Here is a 21,486-nt window from a genome sequence, read left to right on the forward strand (position 1 = left end):
GCTTACTCAGATCAACTTCTTGATGTTCCATGCCGCTCATGCATCCCTCACCCAGGTAACTGTCAAAGCGTGTGATTAGCCGCTGATGGTAGCCATGTGCGCCTGCGGTCGTTCAACTTTAGGTTGATCGACTCATCGCGCAACTACTTTGCGCAGGCTGCAGGGCCCAGTTGTCAGTTTGGTTGATATTGGCGGTCATGTGCGACTGTTAAGCCGGATTTATGCAGGATCTTGAGAATTTAGCCTTAGCCAGGGCTTAAAAACGCCGTCAGCGGTGTTGCAAGCGATCTTGGCCATCGCCAGATTTAGCCATAAACAAAACTGTCATGTGGAACTTGCTACAATGCGCGCCTTCTAACTAGCGGTTTTTACACAGAAAATCGCCGGTACTGAATCAATCAAGATAACTTTCCCCACGCTTTGGATGTATATGGATTTTTGGCTCGCGATACAGACGCTTTTGCTCGGTGTGGTTGAAGGACTGACAGAATTTTTACCAATTTCCAGTACGGGTCACCAGATCATCGTCGCGGATTTAGTTGGTTTTGGCGGCGATAGAGCCATAGCTTTTAATATCATCATCCAGCTCGGCGCGATTTTGGCGGTGGTCTGGGAGTACCGCCGCAAGATCCTCGAGGTGGTCGTTGGCCTGCCCAAGCAGGCCGAGGCGCAACGCTTTACCGGCAACCTGATCATCGCAGTACTGCCGGCCGTAGTGCTTGGCGTGGCCTTTGCTGATGTGATTCATCACTATTTGTTTAACCCGATCACCGTCGCCACCGCGTTGCTGGTGGGTGGGCTGATCATGCTCTGGGCCGAGCGGCGTCAACACCAGATCAGCGTTGAGACAGTCGAACAAATGCGCTGGACGGATGCCCTCAAAGTCGGCTGCGTGCAGTGTTTGGCGATGGTGCCTGGCACCTCACGCTCCGGTGCGACCATCATCGGCGGCCTGCTGTTTGGCTTGTCGCGTAAAGCCGCCACCGAGTTTTCCTTCTTTCTGGCGATGCCGACCATGGTCGGCGCGGCGCTGTACTCGGGCTACAAGTACCGTGAGATTTTTCAAGCCAGTGACTTGCCGGTGTTTGTCTTAGGCTTTGTCACCGCCTTTGTGTTTGCCATGATTGCGGTGCGCGGCCTGCTCAAATTTATCGCCAAACACAGCTATGTGGCCTTTGCCTGGTACCGGATTGGCTTTGGTCTGTTGATTCTGGCCACTTGGCAGTTTGGCTGGATTGACTGGGCCACGGCGCAAGGCTGATACCCCACTATGGCACCTCGTGCGCCGGTACAGCATCTGCGACTTAAGCTGCTGCTGTTTGCCGGGTTGTGCGCCTTACCGCTGTATGGCGCCACACAGTTGCTACTGAGTTATGGGCTTGTTTGGCCGTTGGCAGCTTACGGGTTATTTAGCCTGGTTAGCTTCGCGCAGTACTGGCATGACAAGGCTCGCGCCCACCAGGGTCATTGGCGTACGCCCGAAAAGATCCTGCAAATAACCGCGTTAATCGGCGGTTGGCCCGGTGCATTGTTGGTGCAACAAGTATTTCGCCACAAGACTCGCAAGCTCGCGTTTCAGTTACCGTTTTGGCTGATAGTGTTGGCGCATCAAAGCTTTTGGAGCTATTGGCTGATTGTCGACGGCCCACTGGTTGGCGCCAAGCTGCTGCGACTGGTTTATTGATCCAGCAACAACCCTACTTGGCGGATTTTCGGCAGCTTGCGCACCACCAACTGATGAGAGCGGCGCAACAATTGCTCTAACTCGGCATCGCCCAGCGGCGCCGGCATGGCCATGCTGATCCAGTGGGCGCGGGCCAAATAGGGGGCAGGGCGGATGCCGGGGCGGTCGATAAAGCCGAGAAATAGATCGTCGTCGACCTTAAAGGCCAAACCGCCGCCCATAAAGTCGAGAATGGCGAACATCTTGTTGCCCGCTATCGAGAACACCCGGTTATTGCCCCATTTCAGGTCTTCGCGGGCGCCTGGCAGACTGAGGCAAAAGTCGGCGATCTGTTGTGCGCTCATCACTTGCGGCTCTCCTTGGACTGAATTGCGACTAGCCTTAATGCTCCCTTCAAACAGGAGCATTAAGGCTATGTCACTTTCAATGTATCAGGCTTCGATTCCGGTTTTTACCCGCATGCTCGGTAACCTCTCGGCGATTCTCGACAAGGCGGCCGCATTTGCCGAAGCGAAGAAAATCGAACCCCAAGTGCTGCTGAATGCCCGCTTGGCCCCGGATATGTTTCCCTTGGTACGGCAGGTACAGATCGCCACCGATTCGGTGAAAGGCTGCGCCGCGCGTTTGGCCGGGGTGGATGTCCCCAGTTTCCCCGACACCGAGAGCAGTTTTGCGCAGTTGCAGGAGCGCCTGCAGAAAACCCAGGCTTTTCTGAACAGCTGCAGTGCCGCGCAGATCGATGGCAGTGAAACCATGCGCATAGTGCTGAACTTTCCTGGCCAGGAGCTGAAGTTTAGCGGGCAGGATTACCTGGTTAACTTTGTGCTGCCGAACTTTTATTTTCACCTGACCACGGCCTACGCGATCCTGCGTCACAACGGGCTGGAGCTGGGCAAGATGGATTTTCTCGGGCGCCCGGCCTGAAACAAAACGGCCCCGTTGCTTGTGCGAGCAGCGGGGCCGTTTTATCTCGGCTGGCTGCATTACGCAGTCCAGCCGTTACTCAGAGGCTAGCGATCAGGCGATCACGCCCTGGCTGCGCAGGTAATCATCGTAGGTGCCGCTGAAGTCGATGATGCCGTTGGCCGACAGTTCGATGATGCGGGTCGCCAAGGAACCAACAAACTCGCGGTCGTGGCTGACGAAAATCAAGGTGCCTGGGTAGTTTTCCAGCGCCAAGTTCAAGGCTTCGATGGATTCCATGTCCAAGTGGTTGGTCGGTTCATCCATGATCAGCACGTTAGGCTTTTGCAAGATCAGTTTGCCGAACAACATGCGGCCTTGCTCACCACCGGAGATGACTTTTACCGACTTGAGGATATCGTCGTTGCTGAATAGCATGCGCCCCAGCGTGCCGCGAATCACCTGTTCACCGGTAGTCCACTGACCTATCCAGTCGAATAGATTCAAGTCGTCTTCGAAGTCGTGGGCGTGGTCCTGGGCGTAGTAGCCGAGTTCCGCGCTTTCAGTCCACTTCACCGAGCCGGCATCCGGGGTCAGTTCGCCCACCAGGGTGCGCAGCAGGGTGGTCTTGCCGATGCCGTTCGGGCCGATGATGGCCACGCGCTCGCCGGCTTCCACGGTGAAGCTGAAGTTCTTGAACAGAATTTTGCCGTCGAAGCCCTTGGCCATGTGATCCACGGTCACGGCGTTGCGGTGCAACTTCTTGGTTTGCTCGAAGCGGATGAACGGGCTGATCCGGCTGGACGGCTTGACCTCGGCCAGCTGGATCTTGTCGCTCTGCTTGGCGCGCGAGGATGCCTGCTTGGATTTCGAGGCGTTGGCCGAGAAGCGGCTGACGAAGCTTTGCAGCTCGTTGATTTGCGCTTTTTTCTTGGCGTTATCCGACAGCAGTTGCTCGCGCGACTGGGTCGCGGCGGTCATGTACTCGTCGTAGTTGCCTGGGAACAGGCGCAGCTCGCCGTAATCCAGGTCAGCCATGTGGGTGCACACGCTGTTCAGGAAGTGACGGTCGTGGGAGATGATGATCATGGTGCTGTTGCGCTGGGTGAGGATGTTTTCCAGCCAGCGGATGGTGTTGATATCCAGGTGGTTGGTTGGTTCGTCCAGCAGCAACACTTCCGGGTCGGAGAACAGCGCCTGCGCCAGCAGTACGCGCAGTTTCCAGCCCGGCGCGACTTCGCTCATCGGGCCGAAATGCTGCTCCAACGGAATACCCAGGCCGAGCAGCAATTCACCAGCACGGGACTCTGCGGTGTAGCCGTCCATTTCAGCGAACTCACCTTCGAGTTCGCCGACCTTCATGCCATCTTCTTCGCTCATTTCCGCCAGGGAGTAGATGCGGTCGCGCTCGGCTTTGACCTTCCACAGCTCTTCGTGACCCATGATCACGGTGTCGATCACGGTGAATTCTTCGTAGGCGAACTGATCCTGACGCAGCTTACCCAGGCGCACGTTCGGCTCCAGCATCACCTGGCCACCGCTCGATTCCAGGTCGCCGCCGAGGATCTTCATAAAGGTCGACTTGCCGCAGCCGTTGGCCCCGATCAGGCCGTAGCGGTTGCCGCCGCCAAACTTGACGGACACGTTCTCGAACAGCGGCTTGGCGCCGAATTGCATGGTGATGTTAGCGGTGGAGATCACGAATCTTGGTCCAGATAAACGGGCGCACAGGCGCGAAAGGGGCGCGATTGTAGCGGGTTACGGCCACAAAAGGCAGCAGATGGGACAGGCGGAGTTTCTATTTGATGAATCACCCCTAGCTTTGTAGACACATCCGAGTGGCTGCTTTATCGATTGGGAAAGGGCTACAAAGAAAAGCCAGGCAGTGCCTGGCTTATTTCATAACGGTGCAGGTCATCAAAACAAAAAAATCACCCTGAGGTGCTTTTTTGTAAGCGCGACTAACGGGGTAAAGCCACTGCATTGGCCCGTGCCATATGCAGTTTCTTGTAGCTCTCGACCAGGCGCAGATGCCTATCGAGGCCTTCCAGTTTCATGCTCGTAGGCGTCAGGCCGTAAAAGCGTACGCTGCCATCTACTGAGCCGATTGCTGCATCCATCCGCTGGTTGCCGAACATCCTGCGGAAGTTGGGTTCAAAGTCGGCCAGTTCCAGTTCGTCGTCCAGCTGCACTTCCAGCACCACATTCAGGGCCTGGTAGAACAGCCCGCGTTCGAGGCTGTTGTCGTTGTACTGCAGGAAGGCCTCCACCAGCTCTTTCGCCTCGTCGAACTTCTTCAGCGCGACATAGATCAGCAGCTTCAGCTCCAAGATCGTCAGCTGGCCCCAGACGGTGTTGTCGTCGAATTCGATGCCGATCAGGGTGCCGATGTCGGTGTAATCATCGGCATCGCAGTTCTCCAGGCTCTTGAGCAGGGACTTGAGCCGCATATCGCTCAGGTTGTGCAGGTTGAGGATGTCCGCGCGAAACAGCAGCGCCTTGTTGGTGTTGTCCCAGATCAGGTCTTCCACCGGATAGATTTCCGAGTAACCCGGCACCAGGATGCGGCAGGCGGTTGCGCCGAGGTCGTCGTACACCGCCATATACACTTCCTTGCCCATGGCTTCGAGGATGCCGAACAGGGTCGCGGCTTCATCGGCATTGGACTCTTCGCCGTCGCCTGAGAAGTCCCACTCGACGAACTCGAAATCGGCTTTGGCGCTGAAGAAGCGCCACGACACCACGCCGCTGGAATCGATAAAGTGCTCGACGAAGTTGTTCGGCTCGGTCAGCGCCTGGCTCTCGAAGGTCGGCGGCGGTAGATCGTTGAGACCTTCGAAACTGCGGCCCTGGAGCAGTTCGGTGAGGCTGCGCTCCAGCGCGATCTCAAGGCTCGGGTGGGCACCGAACGAGGCGAATACGCCACCGGTGCGCGGGTTCATCAGGGTTACACACATCACCGGGAACTCGCCGCCCAGCGACGCATCCTTCACCAGCACCGGGAAGCCTTGTTCTTCCAGCCCCTGAATGCCGGCGAGGATGGCCGGGTATTTTTCCAGAACTTCCTGCGGCACATCCGGCAGGGCCAGTTCGCCTTCGAGGATTTCGCGTTTTACCGCGCGCTCGAAAATTTCCGACAGGCACTGCACCTGCGCCTCGGCCAGGGTATTGCCGGCGCTCATGCCGTTGCTGAGGAACAGGTTCTCGATCAGGTTGGAGGGGAAGTACACCACTTCGCCGTCCGATTGGCGCACAAACGGCAGCGAGCAGATGCCACGCGCCTTGTTGCCCGAATTGGTGTCGTACAAGTTCGAGCCGCGCAGTTCGCCATCGGGGTTGTAGATATCCAGGCAGTACGGGTCGAGGATTTCGGCTGGCAGCGCATCCCTGGGGCCTGGCTTGAACCAGCGCTCGTTCGGGTAATGCACGAACGGCGCGTTGGCGATCTCTTCGCCCCAGAATTGGTCGTTGTAGAAGAAGTTGCAGTTCAGCCGCTCGATAAACTCGCCCAGCGCCGAGGCCAGCGCGCCTTCCTTGGTCGCGCCCTTGCCATTGGTAAAGCACAGCGGCGAGTGCGCGTCGCGGATATGCAGCGACCAGACGTTGGGTACGATATTGCGCCACGAGGCGATTTCGATCTTCATGCCCAGGCCGGCTAGAATTGCCGACATATTGGTGATGGTCTGCTCCAGCGGCAGATCCTTGCCCGCAATGTAGGTATGCGCACCTGAAGCCCCCTCTGAACTAGAAGCAGGCATCAGCAGCGCCTGGGCATCGGCATCCAGATTGGCCACTTCCTCGATCACGAACTCGGGACCGGCCTGCACCACCTTTTTCACCGTGCAGCGGTCGATGGAGCGCAGGATGCCCAGGCGGTCTTTGTCGGAGATATCCGCTGGCAACTCGACCTGGATCTTGAAAATCTGTTGATAGCGATTTTCCGGGTCGACAATGTTGTTCTGCGACAGACGGATGTTCTCGGTAGGGATATCACGCGTCTGGCAGTACAGCTTGACGAAGTAGGCCGCACACAAGGCCGAGGAAGCCAGAAAGTAATCGAAGGGCCCGGGTGCCGAGCCATCGCCCTTGTAACGGATAGGCTGGTCGGCGATCACCGTAAAATCATCGAACTTGGCTTCAAGTCGAAGGTTGTCGAGAAAATTGACCTTGATTTCCATGCGGGATTACCAGAATAGCGAAGCAAAAAATTTGGCCGCTATTATCCGGCTTTTCTTCCGTAAGTCTTGTCCATCAGCCCAATCGTGGAGACTCAGCATGACCAACAAGAACACGATCTGCCTTTGGTACGACCACACCGCTCTGGAGGCCGCGACCTTCTACGCCAAGACCTTCCCGGACAGCGCAGTACTCGCTGTCCATCGCGCCCCTGGCGACTATCCCGCCGGCAAGCAGGGCGATGTGCTGACGGTCGAGTTCAGGGTCATGGGCATCCCGTGCCTCGGGTTGAATGGAGGGCCTGCGTTCCAGCACAACGAAGCGTTCTCGTTCCAGGTCGCGACCGACGATCAGGCCGAGACGGACCAGCTATGGAACGCGATCATCGACAATGGCGGACAGGAAAGCGCGTGCGGTTGGTGCAAGGACAAGTGGGGCGTCTCGTGGCAGATCACCCCACGCATCCTGATGGACGCGATAACCAGCGCCGATCAAGCGGCGGCCAAACGTGCGTTCGAGGCCATGATGGGCATGAGGAAGATCGACATCGCGGCGATTGAGACTGCGCTGAAGTCTTGACCCCCATCGTTTGGGGCGGTGAATAGGTTGGGCGTGGCAGGCTGTTTAGCGCAGCGAGCTTAGTTAGAGCAGCAAGCCCAGCTTCAGGCGCTTGGGCAGTTTGCCGACCACCAGTTGATGTGAGCGGCGCAGCAACTCGCCCAGTTCGGCATCGCTCAAGGGGTAGGGTGGCTTCATGCTGATCCAGCGAGCGCGGGCCAGGTAGGGAGCCGGACTAATTCCGGGGCGGTCGCAGAACCCGAGAAACAGGTCGTCATCGACCTTGAAGGACAGACCGTTCGTGCCGTTGATATGCAGCAGGGCGAACATCTTGCTCTGCGCCACGGAGAATACCCGCACACCGCCCCACTTGATGTCCTCGCGGGCACCCGGCAGGCTCAGGCAGTACTCGGCAACGTCCTCGGGGCGCATAGCATTCCTTACTCGCGATAGAAAACCTGCACCAGATGATAGCCAAACTGGCTTTTCACCGGGCCGTGCACTTCGCGCACCGGCTTCTTGAAGATCACCTGATCGATGGCGCGCACCATCTGTCCCGGACGCACCTCACCCAGGTCGCCACCTTTTTTGCCGGAGGGGCAGGTCGAATACTTGCGTGCCAGCACATCGAAGGCTTCACCGGCGGCGATGCGTTTTTTCAATGCCGCCGCTTCGGCCTCGGTTTTCACCAGAATGTGGCGGGCCATTGCCTTTGCCATGACGGCCTCCTCGGTTTTAGGTGGGGGTATTGTGCCAGTATTTTCAACCGCTTAGCGCCTGAACCAAGCAAGCCCCGATTTTCCCGGGAGCGATGCGCAATCTTGGCCTAACGTATTAAAGCCAACCCACGGGATATCTCGTTATGGACCTCAATGCCATGCTCAAAGTCCTGTCCAGTCAGGACGGGTCAGACCTTTATCTTTCCACTGGCGCGCCGCCGTGCGCCAAGTTCAATGGTGTGCTCAAGGCCTTGAGCGCCGAGCCGTTGAAGGCCGGGGAAGTGGCCGAAATTGCCGCCTCGGTGATGGATAGTGCGCAGCGTGAGGAATTCGAACGTGAGCTGGAGATGAACCTGGCGATCTCGCTGTCCAGCATCGGCCGCTTTCGTATCAATATCTTCAAGCAGCGCAATGAAGTGTCGATCGTGGCGCGCAACATCAAGATGGAAATCCCCAAGTTCGAAGATCTCAAACTGCCGGAAGTGCTGCTCAAGACCGTGATGGAGAAACGCGGCCTGGTGCTGTTCGTCGGCGGTACCGGCTCGGGCAAGTCGACCTCCCTGGCGGCGCTGATCGACTACCGCAACCGCAACAGCGGCGGCCATATCATCACCATCGAAGACCCGGTGGAGTACGTGCACAAGCACAAGAAGTCGATCATCAACCAGCGTGAGGTCGGGGTGGATACCCGCAGCTTCCATGCCGCGCTGAAAAACACCCTGCGCCAGGCCCCGGATGTGATCCTGATCGGCGAAATTCGCGACCGCGAGACCATGGAACATGCCCTGGCCTTCGCCGACACCGGCCACCTGGCGATCTCCACCCTGCATGCCAACAACGCTAACCAGGCGCTGGACCGCATTATCAACTTCTTCCCCGAAGACCGCCGCCCGCAGCTGCTCAACGACCTGGGCAACAACCTCAAGGCGTTTGTCTCGCAGCGTCTGGTCAAAACCATCGATGGCAAGCGTCGCGCCGCCGTCGAAGTGCTGTTGGGCACCCCGACCATCCGCGATCAGATCAAGCGCAGCGACTTCTCCGAGATCAAGGAAACCATGGAGAAATCGAAAAACCTCGGCATGCAGACCTTCGATCAGGCGCTGATCGACCTGGTCAACGACGGCAGCATCGATGAAGAGGAAGCGGTGAAAAACGCCGACTCGGCGAACAACGTGCGCTTGAAGCTCAAGCTCTATCGCGACAACCCAGGCACCTCAGCACCTGCCGCTGCGCCCGCGCCAGTTGCAGCCGCACCGACCCCGGCCGCGCCTGCTGCGTCAGCCGGGGAATGGGGGCTGGAGTTGAAGCTGGAAGATATCGAAGAAGACGCTCCGCCACCGGAGGACCCCGGCCGCGCCGGTATTTAGCGACGACGAAGCGCGGTTTCGCACGGCTAGGGCTGTGGCAAATAGGCCTTCTGCATGCGTCGTGCGGTGCCGTTGGCCCTGAGTGCCTCGACCGCGCGTCGCAGTTTGTTGACCAGCGCTGCATCGCAGGCTTTGGAGCAAGCCAGATACAGGTCTGTTCGAGCCAGTGGCGGGCTCATCTGCAGGTTGTTATTACTTTCTGGCCATAGATACAGCCCTTCAGGTATCCCGGTAAACCAGGCGTCGACGCGGCCCAGCTCAAGCATTCGCGCTGGGTTGTCACCGAGTTTGAGGGTGACAATCTGCTCATCGGAAAAACCCTCGGCCTTGAGTATTTCAATTTGCGCGGTACCCAGACCGACCGCAATCCGCTGATAGCGACGGCGGGCTTCGGCAAAGGTGCGAACCGGGGTGTCGAGGCTAAAGAATGCACGCTCAAGTGGCATGACGGGAGCAATCCAGGTGTACAGGGCTTCGCGCTCCGGGGTGCGCGAAAGCGGAATGATCAGCAGGTTATGGCCGCGGCTGACCTGCTGCTGGGCGCGAGCCCAGGGGGTTATATTGATATGGCTGAGATACCCCGCGTGGGCAATGGCGGCCAATGCCACATCGCCGACCATGCCATAACCGCCCTGAAAGCTGACAAAGGTCAGCGGCGGCGCGTCCGGCATATGCAACTCCAGCGGCTCCTGTGCTGTTGCGCTCAGGCTCAGTGGGGTCAGTAATATCGCGAGACAGATCCAGCGCACAACCACGGCGGCACTCCAGCAGCGACTGGCTAGGAGTATAGGCCCTGCAGGGTAGTGGGCTGGATTTTGGTACTTCAGTCCCGTAGTTCAGCCAGATCGCGATACAGCTCCAGCGCCTGCGGGTTGGCCAGGGCGTCGGTGTTCTTTACCGGTTTGCCGTGCACCACGTTGCGCACCGCCAGTTCGACGATCTTGCCGCTGATGGTGCGCGGGATATCCGCCACGGCGATGATCTTCGCCGGCACATGGCGTGGCGTGGTATTGGCGCGGATCACCTGGCGAATCTGCGCTTGCAGCGCGTCGGTCAGTTCGACGCCATCGCGCAGGCGCACAAACAGCACCACGCGTACGTCATCGTCCCACTCCTGGCCGATGGCGATGGACTCCAGCACTTCTTCGACCTTTTCCACTTGGCGGTAGATTTCGGCGGTGCCGATACGCACGCCGCCGGGATTCAGTACCGCATCGCTGCGACCATGAATGACCAGGCCGCCATGGGCGGTGATCTCGGCGTAATCGCCGTGAGCCCAGATGCCGGGGAAAGTCTCGAAGTAGGCCGCATGGAACTTGCTGCCGTCGTCATCCTTCCAGAAGCCAATCGGCATCGATGGGAAATGCTGAGCGCAGACCAGCTCGCCTTTTTCCCCTGTTACCGGCTGGCCGGCGTCGTTCCACACCTGCACGTCCATGCCCAAGCCCTTGCACTGCAACTCACCGCGCCATACCGGCAGCACCGGGTTGCCGAGGGCGAAGCAGGAAACGATATCGGTGCCGCCGGAGATTGACGACAGGCAGATATCGGCTTTGATCTCGCGGTAGACGTACTCGAAGCTCTCGTGGGACAGCGGCGAGCCGGTCGACAGAATCGCCTTGAGCCGTTCGAGTCGATGTGTGCTGCCTGGCTTGGCACCAGCTTTTTCCAGCGCCGCGAGAAACTTGGCGCTGGTGCCGAAGAGGCTGATGTTTTCTGCGTCGATCAGATCGATCAGGCGCTCGGCACCCGGGTGGAAGGGTGAGCCGTCGAACAGCACCAGAGTCGCGCCCAGGGCCAGGCCCGAGACCAGCCAGTTCCACATCATCCAGCCGCAGGTGGTGTAGTAGAACAGCGTGTCGTCGGCATGCAGGTCGGTGTGCAGGCCGAGTTCCTTGACGTGCTGCAACAAGGTGCCGCCAGTGCCATGCACGATGCACTTGGGCACGCCGGTGGTGCCGCTGGAATAGAGGATATACAGCGGATGATCGAAGGCGACCTGGGTGAATTCGGGCTCGCCGCCGGCCTGGTAGAAGTCCTGCCACCGCGCGACCTTGGCCGCAGAGTGGAAGTCGGCGGCTTTGGCCTGGGCGTTGGAGTAGGGCACCACAATCAGCTGTTCGAGCGAGGGCAGGCGTTCGAGGATTTCATTGAGCTTGGCAGTCAGGTCGAGGTTCTTGCCGGCGTAGCGGTAACCGGCGGCGGCGATTAGCACCTTGGGTTCAATCTGGCCGAAACGGTCGATCACGCCCTGGGTGCCGAAGTCCGGCGAGCAGCTCGACCAGGTTGCACCGAGGCTACTGGCGGCCAGCATGCCGACCAGGGTTTGCCAGGTGTTGGGCATAAAAGCGGCAACCCGGTCGCCAATACCCACGTCGGCAGCGCGCAGGCTGCGTTGCAAACCAGCGACATGGGCGGCCAGTTCGGCATAGCTCAGTTGCTCGCGGGAGCCGTCCTCGCCAATGGCGATCAGGGCAGGGTGGTTATCGCGGCGGCGCAACAAGTGTTCGGCGAAATTCAGTGTTGCGCCAGGAAACCAGTGAGCGCTGGGCATGGCGCTGCTTTCTTGCAGCACTGCCTCGGGCTGGGCGTTAAAGCGTATTTCAAAGAACTCGACAATCGCCTGCCAGAACGACTCGCGCTGGGCCACGCTCCAGGCGTGCAGGGCCGGATAGTCGGCCAGTTGCAGGCTGTGGTGCTGATTGACGAAGCGGCGGAAGCTGTCCATCCGAGTGGCGGCGATACGTTCGGCAGAAGGCGTCCACAGGGGCTGTTGCATCGTGCTTCCTCATCATTCTTGTTATGCCGGCGCGGTTAGCCGGCTTATTGCTGCAAGCCTACTGGCTGGCGGGGGGGCTTGCGTCGAGTTGTTGAGCGCTCGCGCTGATCGCTAGCAGCAGCTGCTGTAGTCGCTTTGCACCGCCATCAGGCAGCGGGCAGTAAGCCTGACGGCGGTGCTTTACAGTGCGTAAATAAAACCTTACGCGCGGCCTGCAGCTAGGCGCTGGCAAGCTTGGCCCGTGCCACCCGCGAGCCGTTGGGCTTGTCCAGGACTGCGCAAATGCGCTGGCCGGCAGCGATCAGTCGGTCCATATCGATGCCGGTTTCAATGCCCAGGCCATTGAGCAGATACAGCACGTCTTCGGTCGCGACATTGCCGGTTGCACCTTTGGCGTAAGGGCAGCCGCCCAGACCCGCCACCGAGCTGTCGAACACGCTGATGCCTTCCAGAAGGCCCGCGTAGATATTCGCCAGAGCCTGGCCGTAAGTGTCGTGGAAGTGCCCGGCCAACAGGTTGCGTGGCACCTCGCGGCCGACCACGTTGATCAGGTGACGGGTTGCCCCAGCGGTGCCACTGCCGATGGTGTCACCCAGCGACACTTCATAGCAGCCCATGCTGTACAGCTCGCGGGCCACGCTAGCCACTTGCTCGGGCGGCACATTGCCGTCATACGGGCAGCCCAGCACGCAGGAGACATAACCGCGCACGCGGATGCCATATTGCTTGGCGGCGTCCATGACCGGGACAAAGCGTTCGAGGCTTTCGTTTATCGAGCAGTTGATATTCTTTTGCGAGAAAGCTTCCGAGGCTGCGGCAAACACCGCCACTTCGCGCACGCCGGCCTCCAGCGCGCCTTCAAAACCTTTCAGGTTGGGAGCCAGCGCCGCGTAGGTAATGCCCGGCAGTTGCTGGATCTGCGCAAACACCTCGGCGCTGCCCGCCATCTGCGGTACCCACTTGGGCGAGACAAAGCTGCCCACCTCGATATAACCGAGGCCAGCGGCGGACAGGTCATCGACCAGGCGTACCTTGTCGGCCACGCTGATCGGCTGTTGCTCATTCTGCAAACCGTCACGCGGGCCGACTTCGACCAGGCTGACTCGTTTGGGTAGGTTCATGCCTCTTCTCCGTAGGGTGGATGGCGCTTTTCCATCCACCATTGCCGGGTGGAAAACGCTGCGCGGTTTTCCACCCTACAAAAATATCGGTTTATGCGCTGGCTTCGTCGAGTTCCACCAGTACGGTGCCTTCGCTGACCATCTCGCCCTCGCTGCAATACAGCGCCTTGACCACGCCGGCATGGGTTGCACGGATGCTGTGTTCCATCTTCATCGCTTCCAGTACCACCAGCGCCGTGCCGGTTTCCACCGCCTGACCGGCCTCGACCAGCACCCGTACGATACTGCCGTTCATCGGCGCGGTCAGGCCGCCGTGATGCTGATGGCTGGCTTCGACTTCGGCAATCGGGTCGACGCGCTGGATACAGCGTAACTCGCCGGCAAATTGCAGGTAGAGGCTGTCGCCGCGGCGAATCGCCAGATGCTGCTGGCGCAGGCCGTCGCGGTCTACCGACAGCGTTTCGCCTTGCAGCTGTACGGTGGAAGCCGAGGCATGGCGCAGACGCACCACCTGGCGCTCGTTCTGGCAGCTCAGGTGCAGATCGGTTTCCGCCGGCAGCCCCAAACGCAGGCCGTTATTGCGCGCCCAGGGCGAGTGATAGTCGTCATGGCGCTGAGGCGACGTTTCACTTTGCACAAAGGCCTCGGCGGCCAGTTGCCAGAACTCGCTTGGCAATTCGGTCACCGGAGGCAGCAGCTGCGCCTCGTGGCGTGGAATAAAGCCGGTATCCAGCTCCGCATTGGCAAAGGCCGGGTGGGCCAGCACGCGGGTTAGAAAGGCCAGGTTGGTGCGAACCCCGCCCACACAGGTTTCCTTAAGCATGGCCAGCAGGCGCAGGCGCGCCTCTTCGCGGTTTTCGCCCCAGGCTATCAGCTTGCCGAGCATCGGGTCATAGAAGGGCGAGACTTCATCGCCTTCGCTGACTCCGCTGTCGACTCGCCGGCCCTCACCGCCATTGGCTTCACGGTACAGCGCCAGAGTGCCGGTGGCCGGCAGAAAGTCGTTATCCGGGTCTTCCGCATACAGCCGCACCTCGATGGCGTGACCATTCAGCGGCACTTGTTCCTGGGTGATCGGTAGGGACTCGCCACGGGCGACGCGAATCTGCCAGGCGACCAGGTCCAGGCCGGTGATCAGCTCGGTAACCGGGTGCTCGACCTGCAGGCGGGTGTTCATCTCCATAAAGAAAAAGTCGCCGCGCTCATCCAGCAGAAATTCCACGGTGCCGGCACCGACATAGCCGATGGCTTGCGCGGCCTTGACCGCCGCTTCGCCCATGGCGCGGCGCAGCTCGGCGGACAGGCCCGGAGCAGGGGCTTCTTCGACGACCTTCTGGTGGCGGCGCTGGATCGAGCAGTCGCGCTCATTCAGGTACAGGCAGTTGCCGTGCTGGTCGGCAAATACCTGGATCTCCACATGGCGCGGCTTGAGTACGTATTTTTCCACCAGCATGCGTGAGTCGCCGAACGACGATTGCGCCTCGCGCTGGGCGCTGGCCAGGGCTTCGGCCAGTTCGCTTTCGCGCTCGACCACCTTCATGCCCTTGCCGCCGCCGCCGGCCGCCGCCTTGAGCAGCACCGGGTAGCCGATTGCGTTCGAGGCTACGCGGAAGGTTTCCACATCCTGCGCTTCGCCGTGATAGCCCGGCACCAATGGCACGCCGGCGGCTTCCATCAGCGCCTTGGCGGCGGACTTGCTGCCCATGGCATCGATAGCCGAGGCGGGCGGGCCGAGAAAGATCAGGCCAGCGGCTTCGATAGCGCGGGCAAAGCCGGCGTTTTCCGAGAGAAAGCCATAACCGGGGTGGATCGCCTGGGCACCACTTGCCTTGGCTGCAGCGATCAGTGCGTCAATACGTAGGTAGCTATCCGCTGGTTTGGCACCGCCCAGGTTGATCGCCAGATCGGCTTCGCGCACATGGCGCGCATTGGTGTCTATGCCGCTGTGTACCGCCACGGTCTGAATGCCCATGGCTTTGGCTGTGCGCATCACCCGGCAGGCGATTTCGCCACGGTTGGCTACCAGCAGGGTGTCGATAGGTTTGAGGCTCATGCTTGCGGCTCCTGCCAGGCGGGCGGACGTTTATCCAGGAATGCGCGCAGGCCTTCCTGCCCCTCGGGGCTGACGCGAATACGGGCAATCGCGTTTTCCGTGTAACGGCGCAGCGCCGGGGTCAGCACTCCGCTGCCGACTTCACGCAGCAGATCCTTGCTGGCCTGCATGGCCTGCGGGCTATTAAGCAGCAGCGTGTCGATCCACTGGGCTACGGCCTGCTCCAGGGCATCGGCGGCGTAGCATTCGGCAAACAGCCCTAGCTCCTGGGCACGGTCACCACTAAAACGCTCGGCAGTCAGGGCATAGCGCCGCGCCGCACGTTCGCCAATCGCCTGCACGACAAAGGGGCTGATTACCGCCGGTGCCAGGCCGATACGTACTTCGGACAGGCACAGCTGAGCGTCAACGGTGCCGATGGCCATATCGCAGCAGCTGATCAAACCCAGCGCTCCGCCAAAGGCCGCGCCTTGCACCACGGCCAGGGTCGGGATTTTCAGCTGATAGAGGTTGTGCATCAGCTCGGCCAACTCGCGTGAATCGGCCAGGTTGGCGTTGTAGTCCAGGGTCGCGGCGTGCTGCATCCAGGCCAGGTCCGCACCGGCGGAAAAGTGCTTGCCGCGGCCGCGTAGCAGCAGAAAACGCAGGGATTTGTCGGCCATTACCGCGTCGAGGGCGAGAATCAGCTCGCGGATCATCTCGGCGTTAAAGGCGTTGTTCTTGTCCGCGCGATTGAGCCAAAGGGTGGCAAAGCCGCGCGGGTCTGTTTCAAGTTCGATGGTGTTGAAGTCGGTCATGGTCTGTCGCTCTAGAATCCGGGGCAGGGCGCTGCCTTACATGCGGAACACGCCAAAGGTGGTCGGCTCAATCGGCGCGTTAAGGCTGGCGGACAACGCCAGGCCCAAGATGCCGCGGGTTTGCGCGGGGTCGATAACACCGTCGTCCCACAAACGAGCGCTGGAGTAGTAGGGGTGGCCCTGGCGCTCATACTGTTCGAGGATCGGCTGCTTGAGCTTGGCTTCATCTTCTGCGGAAAAGCTCTGCCCGGCGCGGGCGGCCTGCTCGTGCTTGACCTGCACCAGCACGCCGGCGGCCTGTTCGGCACCCATAACGCCGATCCGCGCATTCGGCCACATCCACAGGAAGCGTGGGTCGTAGGCGCGGCCGCACATGCCGTAGTTACCGGCACCGAAACTGCCGCCGATGATCACAGTGAACTTCGGCACCTTGGCGCAGGCCACCGCGTTGACCAGCTTGGCACCGTGCTTGGCGATGCCGCCGGCTTCGTACTTCTGCCCGACCATAAAACCGGTGATGTTCTGCAAGAACAGCAGCGGAATGCCGCGCTGGCAGGCCAGCTCGATAAAGTGCGCACCTTTCTGCGCGGATTCGGCGAACAAGATCCCGTTATTGGCGAGGATCGCCACCGGATAGCCGTGGATATGCGCAAAGCCGCAGACCAGGGTCGCACCAAACAGCGCCTTGAATTCATCGAATACGCTGCCATCGACGGTGCGGGCGATCACTTCGCGCACATCGAACGGCTGCTTGGCGTCCGCCGGAATCACCCCGTACAGCTCTTCACCGCTGTACAGCGGATTGATCGGCGCACGGTTGTTCAGTACGCCGAGCTTGCGCCAGTTCAGATTGGCGATTGAGCGGCGGGCCAGCGCCAGGGCATGTTCATCGTTGTCGGCGTAATGGTCGGCCACGCCCGAGGTCTTGCAGTGCACATCGGCGCCGCCGAGGTCTTCAGCGCTGACCACCTCACCGGTGGCGGCTTTTACCAACGGCGGGCCGGCGAGGAAGATGGTGGCCTGGTTGCGCACCATGATCGCTTCATCGGCCATGGCAGGCACATAAGCGCCGCCAGCGGTGCAGGAGCCCATGACCACGGCGATCTGCGGGATGCCCATGGCCGACATATTGGCCTGGTTGAAGAAGATCCGGCCGAAGTGCTCGCGATCCGGGAACACTTCATCCTGACGCGGCAGGTTGGCACCGCCGGAATCCACCAGATAGATACACGGCAGGCGGTTCTGCTGGGCGATAGTCTGCGCGCGCAGGTGTTTTTTCACCGTCAGCGGGTAGTAGCTGCCGCCTTTTACCGTGGCATCGTTGGCCACGATCATGCATTCCACACCCTCGACCCGGCCGATACCGGCCACTACGCCTGCCGCAGGCACTTCTTCGCCATACACCTCATGGGCAGCTAGTTGACCGATCTCGAGGAAGGGCGAGCCGATATCCAGCAGGCGGTTGATCCGTTCGCGCGGCAGCAACTTGCCCCGCGAGGTATGGCGTTCCTGAGCCTTGGCACCGCCGCCTTGATGAACGCGGGCGAGCAGGGCGCGCAGGTCGTTGACCTGGGTGAGCATCGCCGCACGGTTGGCGGCGAACTCCGGCGAACGGGTGTTGATCTGGGTATGCAGAATGGCCATCTGGCGCGCTCCGTCAGGCTATTTGGTTTCGTTGAACAGTTCGCGACCGATCAGCATGCGGCGGATTTCGCTGGTACCGGCGCCGATCTCGTAGAGCTTGGCGTCGCGCAGCAGGCGGCCGGCCGGGTATTCGTTGGTGTAGCCGTTGCCACCGAGCAGCTGGATGGTGTCCAGCGCCATTTTGGTAGCCATTTCGGCGGTGTAGAGGATTACTGCGGCGGCGTCTTTGCGCGATTCCTCGCCACGGTCGCAGGCTTTGGCGACGTTGTAGAGGTAGGACTTGGAGGCGTTCATGCCGGCGTACATGTCGGCCAGCTTGCCCTGCACCAACTGGAACTCGCCGATCGACTGCTTGAACTGCTGACGCTCGTGCACGTAGGGCAGCACCACATCCATACAGGCGCTCATGATCCCGGTCGGGCCGCCAGAGAGCACGGTGCGCTCGTAGTCCAGGCCGCTCATCAGCACGCGTACACCACCGCCTTCCGCGCCGAGGATGTTCTCTTCCGGCACTTCGCAATCCTCGAACACCAGTTCGCAGGTGTTCGAGCCGCGCATGCCCAGCTTGTCCAGCTTCTGGTGGCGGGAAAAGCCCTTGTAGTCACGCTCGACGATAAAGGCGGTCATGCCGCGCGAGCCGGCGCTGATGTCGGTCTTGGCGTAGATCACGTAGGTGTGGGCGTCGGGGCCGTTGGTGATCCACATCTTGTTGCCGTTGAGTACATAGCGATCGCCGCGCTTCTCGGCGCGCAGCTTCATCGATACCACGTCAGAGCCTGCGTTTGGTTCGCTCATGGCCAGGGCGCCGATGTGCTCACCGGAGCACAGCTTGGGCAGGTACTTGGTCTTCTGCTCATGCGTGCCGTTCTTGCGGATCTGGTTCAGGCACAGGTTGGAGTGCGCGCCGTAGGACAGGCCGACCGAGGCCGAAGCACGGCTGATCTCTTCCATGGCCACCACGTGGGCCAGGTAGCCCATGTTGGTGCCGCCGTATTCCTCTTCCACGGTCATGCCGAGCAGGCCCATGTCGCCGAACTTGCGCCACATGTCCATCGGGAACTCGTTGTCGCGGTCGATCTGCGCAGCACGCGGGGCCAGCTCGGCTTGTGAGAACTGATACACCGAGTCGCGCAGCATATCGATGGTCTCGCCGAGACCGAAGTTGAGGGATGGGTAGCTCATGGTTCCGCCTGTAATTGTTCGAATTAAGTTCAGGAGATAACAGTTTGTTTTTTATCAGTTTCAGCCAGCGCAGCCAGGCAGCGCTCTTCGGCGGTATCCAGCTCGAGCTGCATCTGTTCGATATCCAGCAGCTGCTGTTGCAGCTGGGCGCGGCGCTCGGCGATCTTCGTCATAAAGGTGTGCAGCTGCTTGTGGTTGCCGTGCACCGGGTCGTACAGCTCGATCAGTTCCTTGCACTCGGCCAGCGAGAAACCGATGCGCTTGCCGCGCAGAATCAGCTTGAGAGTGACCTTGTCCTTGGCGGTGTAGACGCGTTCCTGGCCGCGGCGCTCGGGGTTGAGCATCTGCTGCTCTTCGTAGAAACGAATGGCCCGCGTGGTGATGTCCAGTTCGCGGGCCAGTTCGGAGATGGAGTAAGTGATCACGGGCAGGCCTCAAGTTTACCTTTACGTTAACGTAAACTTGCTATGGCCTGAAGTCAACCGTTCGACAGTCAGTCCCTATCGGGTGCGCCGAGGGGAAACAGCGAGCGATAGGGCCGTGCCTCATCTACCGCTCGGGCAAACGAAGGCCTGGCCAGCAGGCGGTTACGGTAGCCGCGCAGGTTAGCGTACGTATCGCTGATTGGATGGACCCAGTCAGCGTAAAACAGGGCTGGAGCCGCCGAGCAGTCAGCCAGGCTGAAGGCGTCTCCCGTGGCCCATTCACGCCCGGCAATGCTGCGGTCTAGCCAGCAATAGGCGGTTTCGAACAGGGCGTGCGCTTCGTCTACACCGTAGGCGTCACGCTGCTCGGCAGGACGAAGGCTGTCGAAAACAACCTTCAGCAGTGGCCCGGAGATGTAGTTGTCGAAGAATCGATCGAGAAAGCGGGCGTGCAGGGCCGCTTGCGGATCTTCCGGTATCAGCCTTGTTGGCCCGGGATGGTGAAGCTCAAGATGTTCGATGATGATGCTCGACTCGGCCAGCATCTGGTCTCCGTCCAGCAGCACGGGAAAGCGTTTGAGTGGCCACAGTTCGGCATGCTCGGCCATTACCTGTGGGGCTGCCTCCTCCAGCACTCGCCATTCGAACGGGGTGTCGTTTTCATACAACGCGATCAGGACTTTCTGGCAGTAGGACGAAAAAGGGTGGGCATACAGTTTCAGTGACATTGGGGACTCCTTGCCGATTCTAGGCATTCGCGACGATGCGGAGGCGTGCGCCAGGCCATAGCCGGCAAGCGCTCCTGCTAATGGTCGTTTGGGCTGGCCTGAAATCGACAACCCTGATGCAGCGCTGAGGCGTTCTGCCGGGAGTCTGTTCCGCTCAAGCGAAGGAGTGCTGGCACCCGCTACATCTGAGCGTAGGTGCCGCAGTCGTATTGGCCAGATCGGCAGAGGATACGTGCTGTGTTAGCGCCTGAGCCGAGGGCTCAGGCGGTTATGCGGGCTTGCTCACGCCGGCTGTTTTGCCGTTTTCTTTTCCTGGGCCGTGGCCTGCTGGGAAATCTCGATGATCTGCTCGCGCATCCAGCGGTTGGCCGGGTCCTGGTCGGTGCTTTCGTGCCAGTACAGGTGGGTTTCCAGCGGTGTCATGTCCTTGATTGGCAGTTCCATGTAATGCAGGTCGTTGCGTCGGGCAAAACGCTCCGGCACGGTCATGGCCATGTCGGTGCCTTGCAATACGGTGGTGGCCATCAGGTAATGCTGCGAGCGCAGGGCGATCTTGCGCTGGATGCCCATGCGGCCCAGCGCCAGGTCGACATGGCCGAGGCCACTACGCCGGCTGGAGATATGGATATGGGTCAGCCCCATGTATTCGTCGAGGCTGAGCTTGTCCTTGGCCAGCGGATGGCCGCGGCGCAGGGCGCAGACGTAGCGGTCTTCCATCAGCTTGACGTGGCGTACCTGTGGGTCGGTATTGAGCGGCGCATCCACGGCGAAATCCAGGCGCCCGGCGGCCAGCTCCTTGGTGGTTTCGCGGCGCCGCGCCAGCATGCTCTCGATATTCACGTTGGGAGCCATACGGCGCAGGCGCTGGAACAGCGGTGGCAGCACGATGGCCTCGGTGAGGTCGGTCATGCTGATGCGGAAGGTCTTGTTGGCCTGGGCCGGGTTGAAGATGCGGCTTTCCTGCACGGAAATGCGCAGCTGCTGCAGGGCGTTGCGCACCGGGCCGATGATGTTCTGCGCCATCGGTGTGGGCACCATGCCCTGGGCGGTACGCACGAACAGCGGGTCATTGAAGGTTTCGCGCAAACGCGCCAGGGCGTTGGACACTGCGGGCTGGGTAATGCCGACGATCTGCCCTGCACGGGTCAGATTGGCCTCGGTGTAGATGGCATCGAAGACGACAAAGAGGTTGAGGTCGACCTTGTTCAGATTCATTACACGCTCGCTCCGCAGGTTGTCGGTATCAGTGGATCATATATCGGTGATGAATGTTTATACACGGCGAGAATAGATTAGATAAATCTTAAGCCCTGATCTAGCATCATTTCCACTTCACCGAACTCCCCCAAA

The 21,486-nt window shown here is 60.2% G+C and carries 20 protein-coding genes; 5 read left to right on the top strand and 15 right to left on the bottom strand.

The annotated features are described in order from the left end of the window. Positions 1–430: 430 nt before the first annotated feature. The gene (locus WBK23_RS11795; RefSeq protein WP_424484141.1) at positions 431–1,261 is read left to right on the top strand and encodes an undecaprenyl-diphosphate phosphatase; all 831 of its coding nucleotides are present in this window, start codon (positions 431–433) and stop codon (positions 1,259–1,261) included. 9 nt (positions 1,262–1,270) lie between these two features. Then, complete coding sequence (locus WBK23_RS11800; protein WP_424484142.1) at positions 1,271–1,684, top strand: DUF1294 domain-containing protein; 414 nt, start codon at positions 1,271–1,273, stop codon at positions 1,682–1,684. Here WBK23_RS11800 and WBK23_RS11805 read toward each other — a convergent pair. Next, the gene (locus WBK23_RS11805) at positions 1,678–2,028 is read right to left on the bottom strand and encodes an MmcQ/YjbR family DNA-binding protein (protein WP_424484143.1); all 351 of its coding nucleotides are present in this window, start codon (positions 2,026–2,028) and stop codon (positions 1,678–1,680) included. The genes WBK23_RS11800 and WBK23_RS11805 overlap by 7 nt on opposite strands. 70 nt (positions 2,029–2,098) lie before the next feature. On the opposite strand from WBK23_RS11805, the gene WBK23_RS11810 reads away from it, so the two are divergent. Further along, a complete protein-coding gene (locus WBK23_RS11810; RefSeq protein WP_424484144.1) occupies positions 2,099–2,608 on the top strand; it encodes a DUF1993 domain-containing protein in 510 nt (169 codons plus the stop codon). Positions 2,609–2,701: 93 nt separating this feature from the next. Here WBK23_RS11810 and WBK23_RS11815 read toward each other — a convergent pair whose 3' ends face one another. Together WBK23_RS11815 and WBK23_RS11820 are read right to left on the bottom strand one after the other, a co-directional pair. Then, positions 2,702–4,288, bottom strand: a complete 1,587-nt coding sequence (locus tag WBK23_RS11815) for an ABC-F family ATPase (RefSeq protein ID WP_424484145.1) — start codon at positions 4,286–4,288, stop codon at positions 2,702–2,704. 260 nt (positions 4,289–4,548) lie between these two features. Further along, complete coding sequence (locus tag WBK23_RS11820; RefSeq protein WP_424484146.1) at positions 4,549–6,765, bottom strand: OsmC domain/YcaO domain-containing protein; 2,217 nt, start codon at positions 6,763–6,765, stop codon at positions 4,549–4,551. A 97-nt stretch (positions 6,766–6,862) separates the two neighbouring features. Between WBK23_RS11820 and WBK23_RS11825 the strand changes: the two genes are divergently transcribed. Then, entirely contained in the window at positions 6,863–7,342 is a 480-nt protein-coding gene (locus tag WBK23_RS11825) for a VOC family protein (protein ID WP_424484147.1), read from the top strand. A 63-nt stretch (positions 7,343–7,405) separates the two neighbouring features. On the opposite strand, the gene WBK23_RS11830 is transcribed toward WBK23_RS11825, so the two are convergent. After that, the gene (locus tag WBK23_RS11830; protein ID WP_424484148.1) at positions 7,406–7,753 is read right to left on the bottom strand and encodes an MmcQ/YjbR family DNA-binding protein; all 348 of its coding nucleotides are present in this window, start codon (positions 7,751–7,753) and stop codon (positions 7,406–7,408) included. Between the two features lie 8 nt (positions 7,754–7,761). Next, positions 7,762–8,040 carry a peptidylprolyl isomerase gene (locus WBK23_RS11835; protein ID WP_090253882.1) on the bottom strand — a complete coding sequence of 93 codons (279 nt, stop codon included), beginning with the start codon at positions 8,038–8,040 and terminating at the stop codon, positions 7,762–7,764. A gap of 143 nt (positions 8,041–8,183) precedes the next feature. On the opposite strand from WBK23_RS11835, the gene WBK23_RS11840 reads away from it, so the two are divergent. Next, positions 8,184–9,407, top strand: coding sequence for a PilT/PilU family type 4a pilus ATPase (locus tag WBK23_RS11840; protein WP_424484149.1), 1,224 nt, complete (start codon positions 8,184–8,186; stop codon positions 9,405–9,407). Positions 9,408–9,433: 26 nt separating this feature from the next. Here WBK23_RS11840 and WBK23_RS11845 read toward each other — a convergent pair whose 3' ends face one another. From WBK23_RS11845 to WBK23_RS11890, 10 genes are all read right to left on the bottom strand, one after another. Then, on the bottom strand, positions 9,434–10,162 hold the full coding sequence (locus WBK23_RS11845; protein WP_424484150.1) for a substrate-binding periplasmic protein: 729 nt from the start codon (positions 10,160–10,162) through the stop codon (positions 9,434–9,436). A gap of 68 nt (positions 10,163–10,230) precedes the next feature. Further along, on the bottom strand, positions 10,231–12,186 hold the full coding sequence (locus tag WBK23_RS11850) for an acetoacetate--CoA ligase (RefSeq protein ID WP_424484151.1): 1,956 nt from the start codon (positions 12,184–12,186) through the stop codon (positions 10,231–10,233). A gap of 218 nt (positions 12,187–12,404) precedes the next feature. Continuing rightward, positions 12,405–13,307, bottom strand: a complete 903-nt coding sequence (locus WBK23_RS11855; protein WP_424484152.1) for a hydroxymethylglutaryl-CoA lyase — start codon at positions 13,305–13,307, stop codon at positions 12,405–12,407. A gap of 91 nt (positions 13,308–13,398) precedes the next feature. Beyond that, positions 13,399–15,360, bottom strand: coding sequence for an acetyl/propionyl/methylcrotonyl-CoA carboxylase subunit alpha (locus WBK23_RS11860; RefSeq protein WP_424484153.1), 1,962 nt, complete (start codon positions 15,358–15,360; stop codon positions 13,399–13,401). Beyond that, positions 15,357–16,157: a gamma-carboxygeranoyl-CoA hydratase gene (locus tag WBK23_RS11865; protein WP_424484154.1), complete on the bottom strand. Its 801-nt coding sequence runs from the start codon at positions 16,155–16,157 to the stop codon at positions 15,357–15,359. Before WBK23_RS11865 ends, WBK23_RS11860 begins: the two co-directional genes overlap by 4 nt. A 36-nt stretch (positions 16,158–16,193) precedes the next feature. After that, positions 16,194–17,801 (bottom strand): carboxyl transferase domain-containing protein, encoded by a 1,608-nt coding sequence (locus WBK23_RS11870; RefSeq protein ID WP_424484155.1) that lies wholly within the window; start codon positions 17,799–17,801, stop codon positions 16,194–16,196. A gap of 18 nt (positions 17,802–17,819) precedes the next feature. Next, positions 17,820–18,983 carry an isovaleryl-CoA dehydrogenase gene (locus tag WBK23_RS11875; RefSeq protein ID WP_424484156.1) on the bottom strand — a complete coding sequence of 388 codons (1,164 nt, stop codon included), beginning with the start codon at positions 18,981–18,983 and terminating at the stop codon, positions 17,820–17,822. 29 nt (positions 18,984–19,012) lie between these two features. After that, positions 19,013–19,408 carry a MerR family transcriptional regulator gene (locus tag WBK23_RS11880; RefSeq protein WP_424484157.1) on the bottom strand — a complete coding sequence of 132 codons (396 nt, stop codon included), beginning with the start codon at positions 19,406–19,408 and terminating at the stop codon, positions 19,013–19,015. A gap of 68 nt (positions 19,409–19,476) precedes the next feature. Continuing rightward, entirely contained in the window at positions 19,477–20,136 is a 660-nt protein-coding gene (locus WBK23_RS11885; protein ID WP_424484158.1) for a glutathione S-transferase family protein, read from the bottom strand. A gap of 282 nt (positions 20,137–20,418) precedes the next feature. Beyond that, on the bottom strand, positions 20,419–21,351 hold the full coding sequence (locus WBK23_RS11890) for a LysR family transcriptional regulator (protein WP_424484159.1): 933 nt from the start codon (positions 21,349–21,351) through the stop codon (positions 20,419–20,421). Between the last annotated feature and the right edge of the window lie 135 nt (positions 21,352–21,486).

Source organism: Pseudomonas sp. (assembly GCF_049653025.1).
GTDB lineage: Bacteria > Pseudomonadota > Gammaproteobacteria > Pseudomonadales > Pseudomonadaceae > Aquipseudomonas.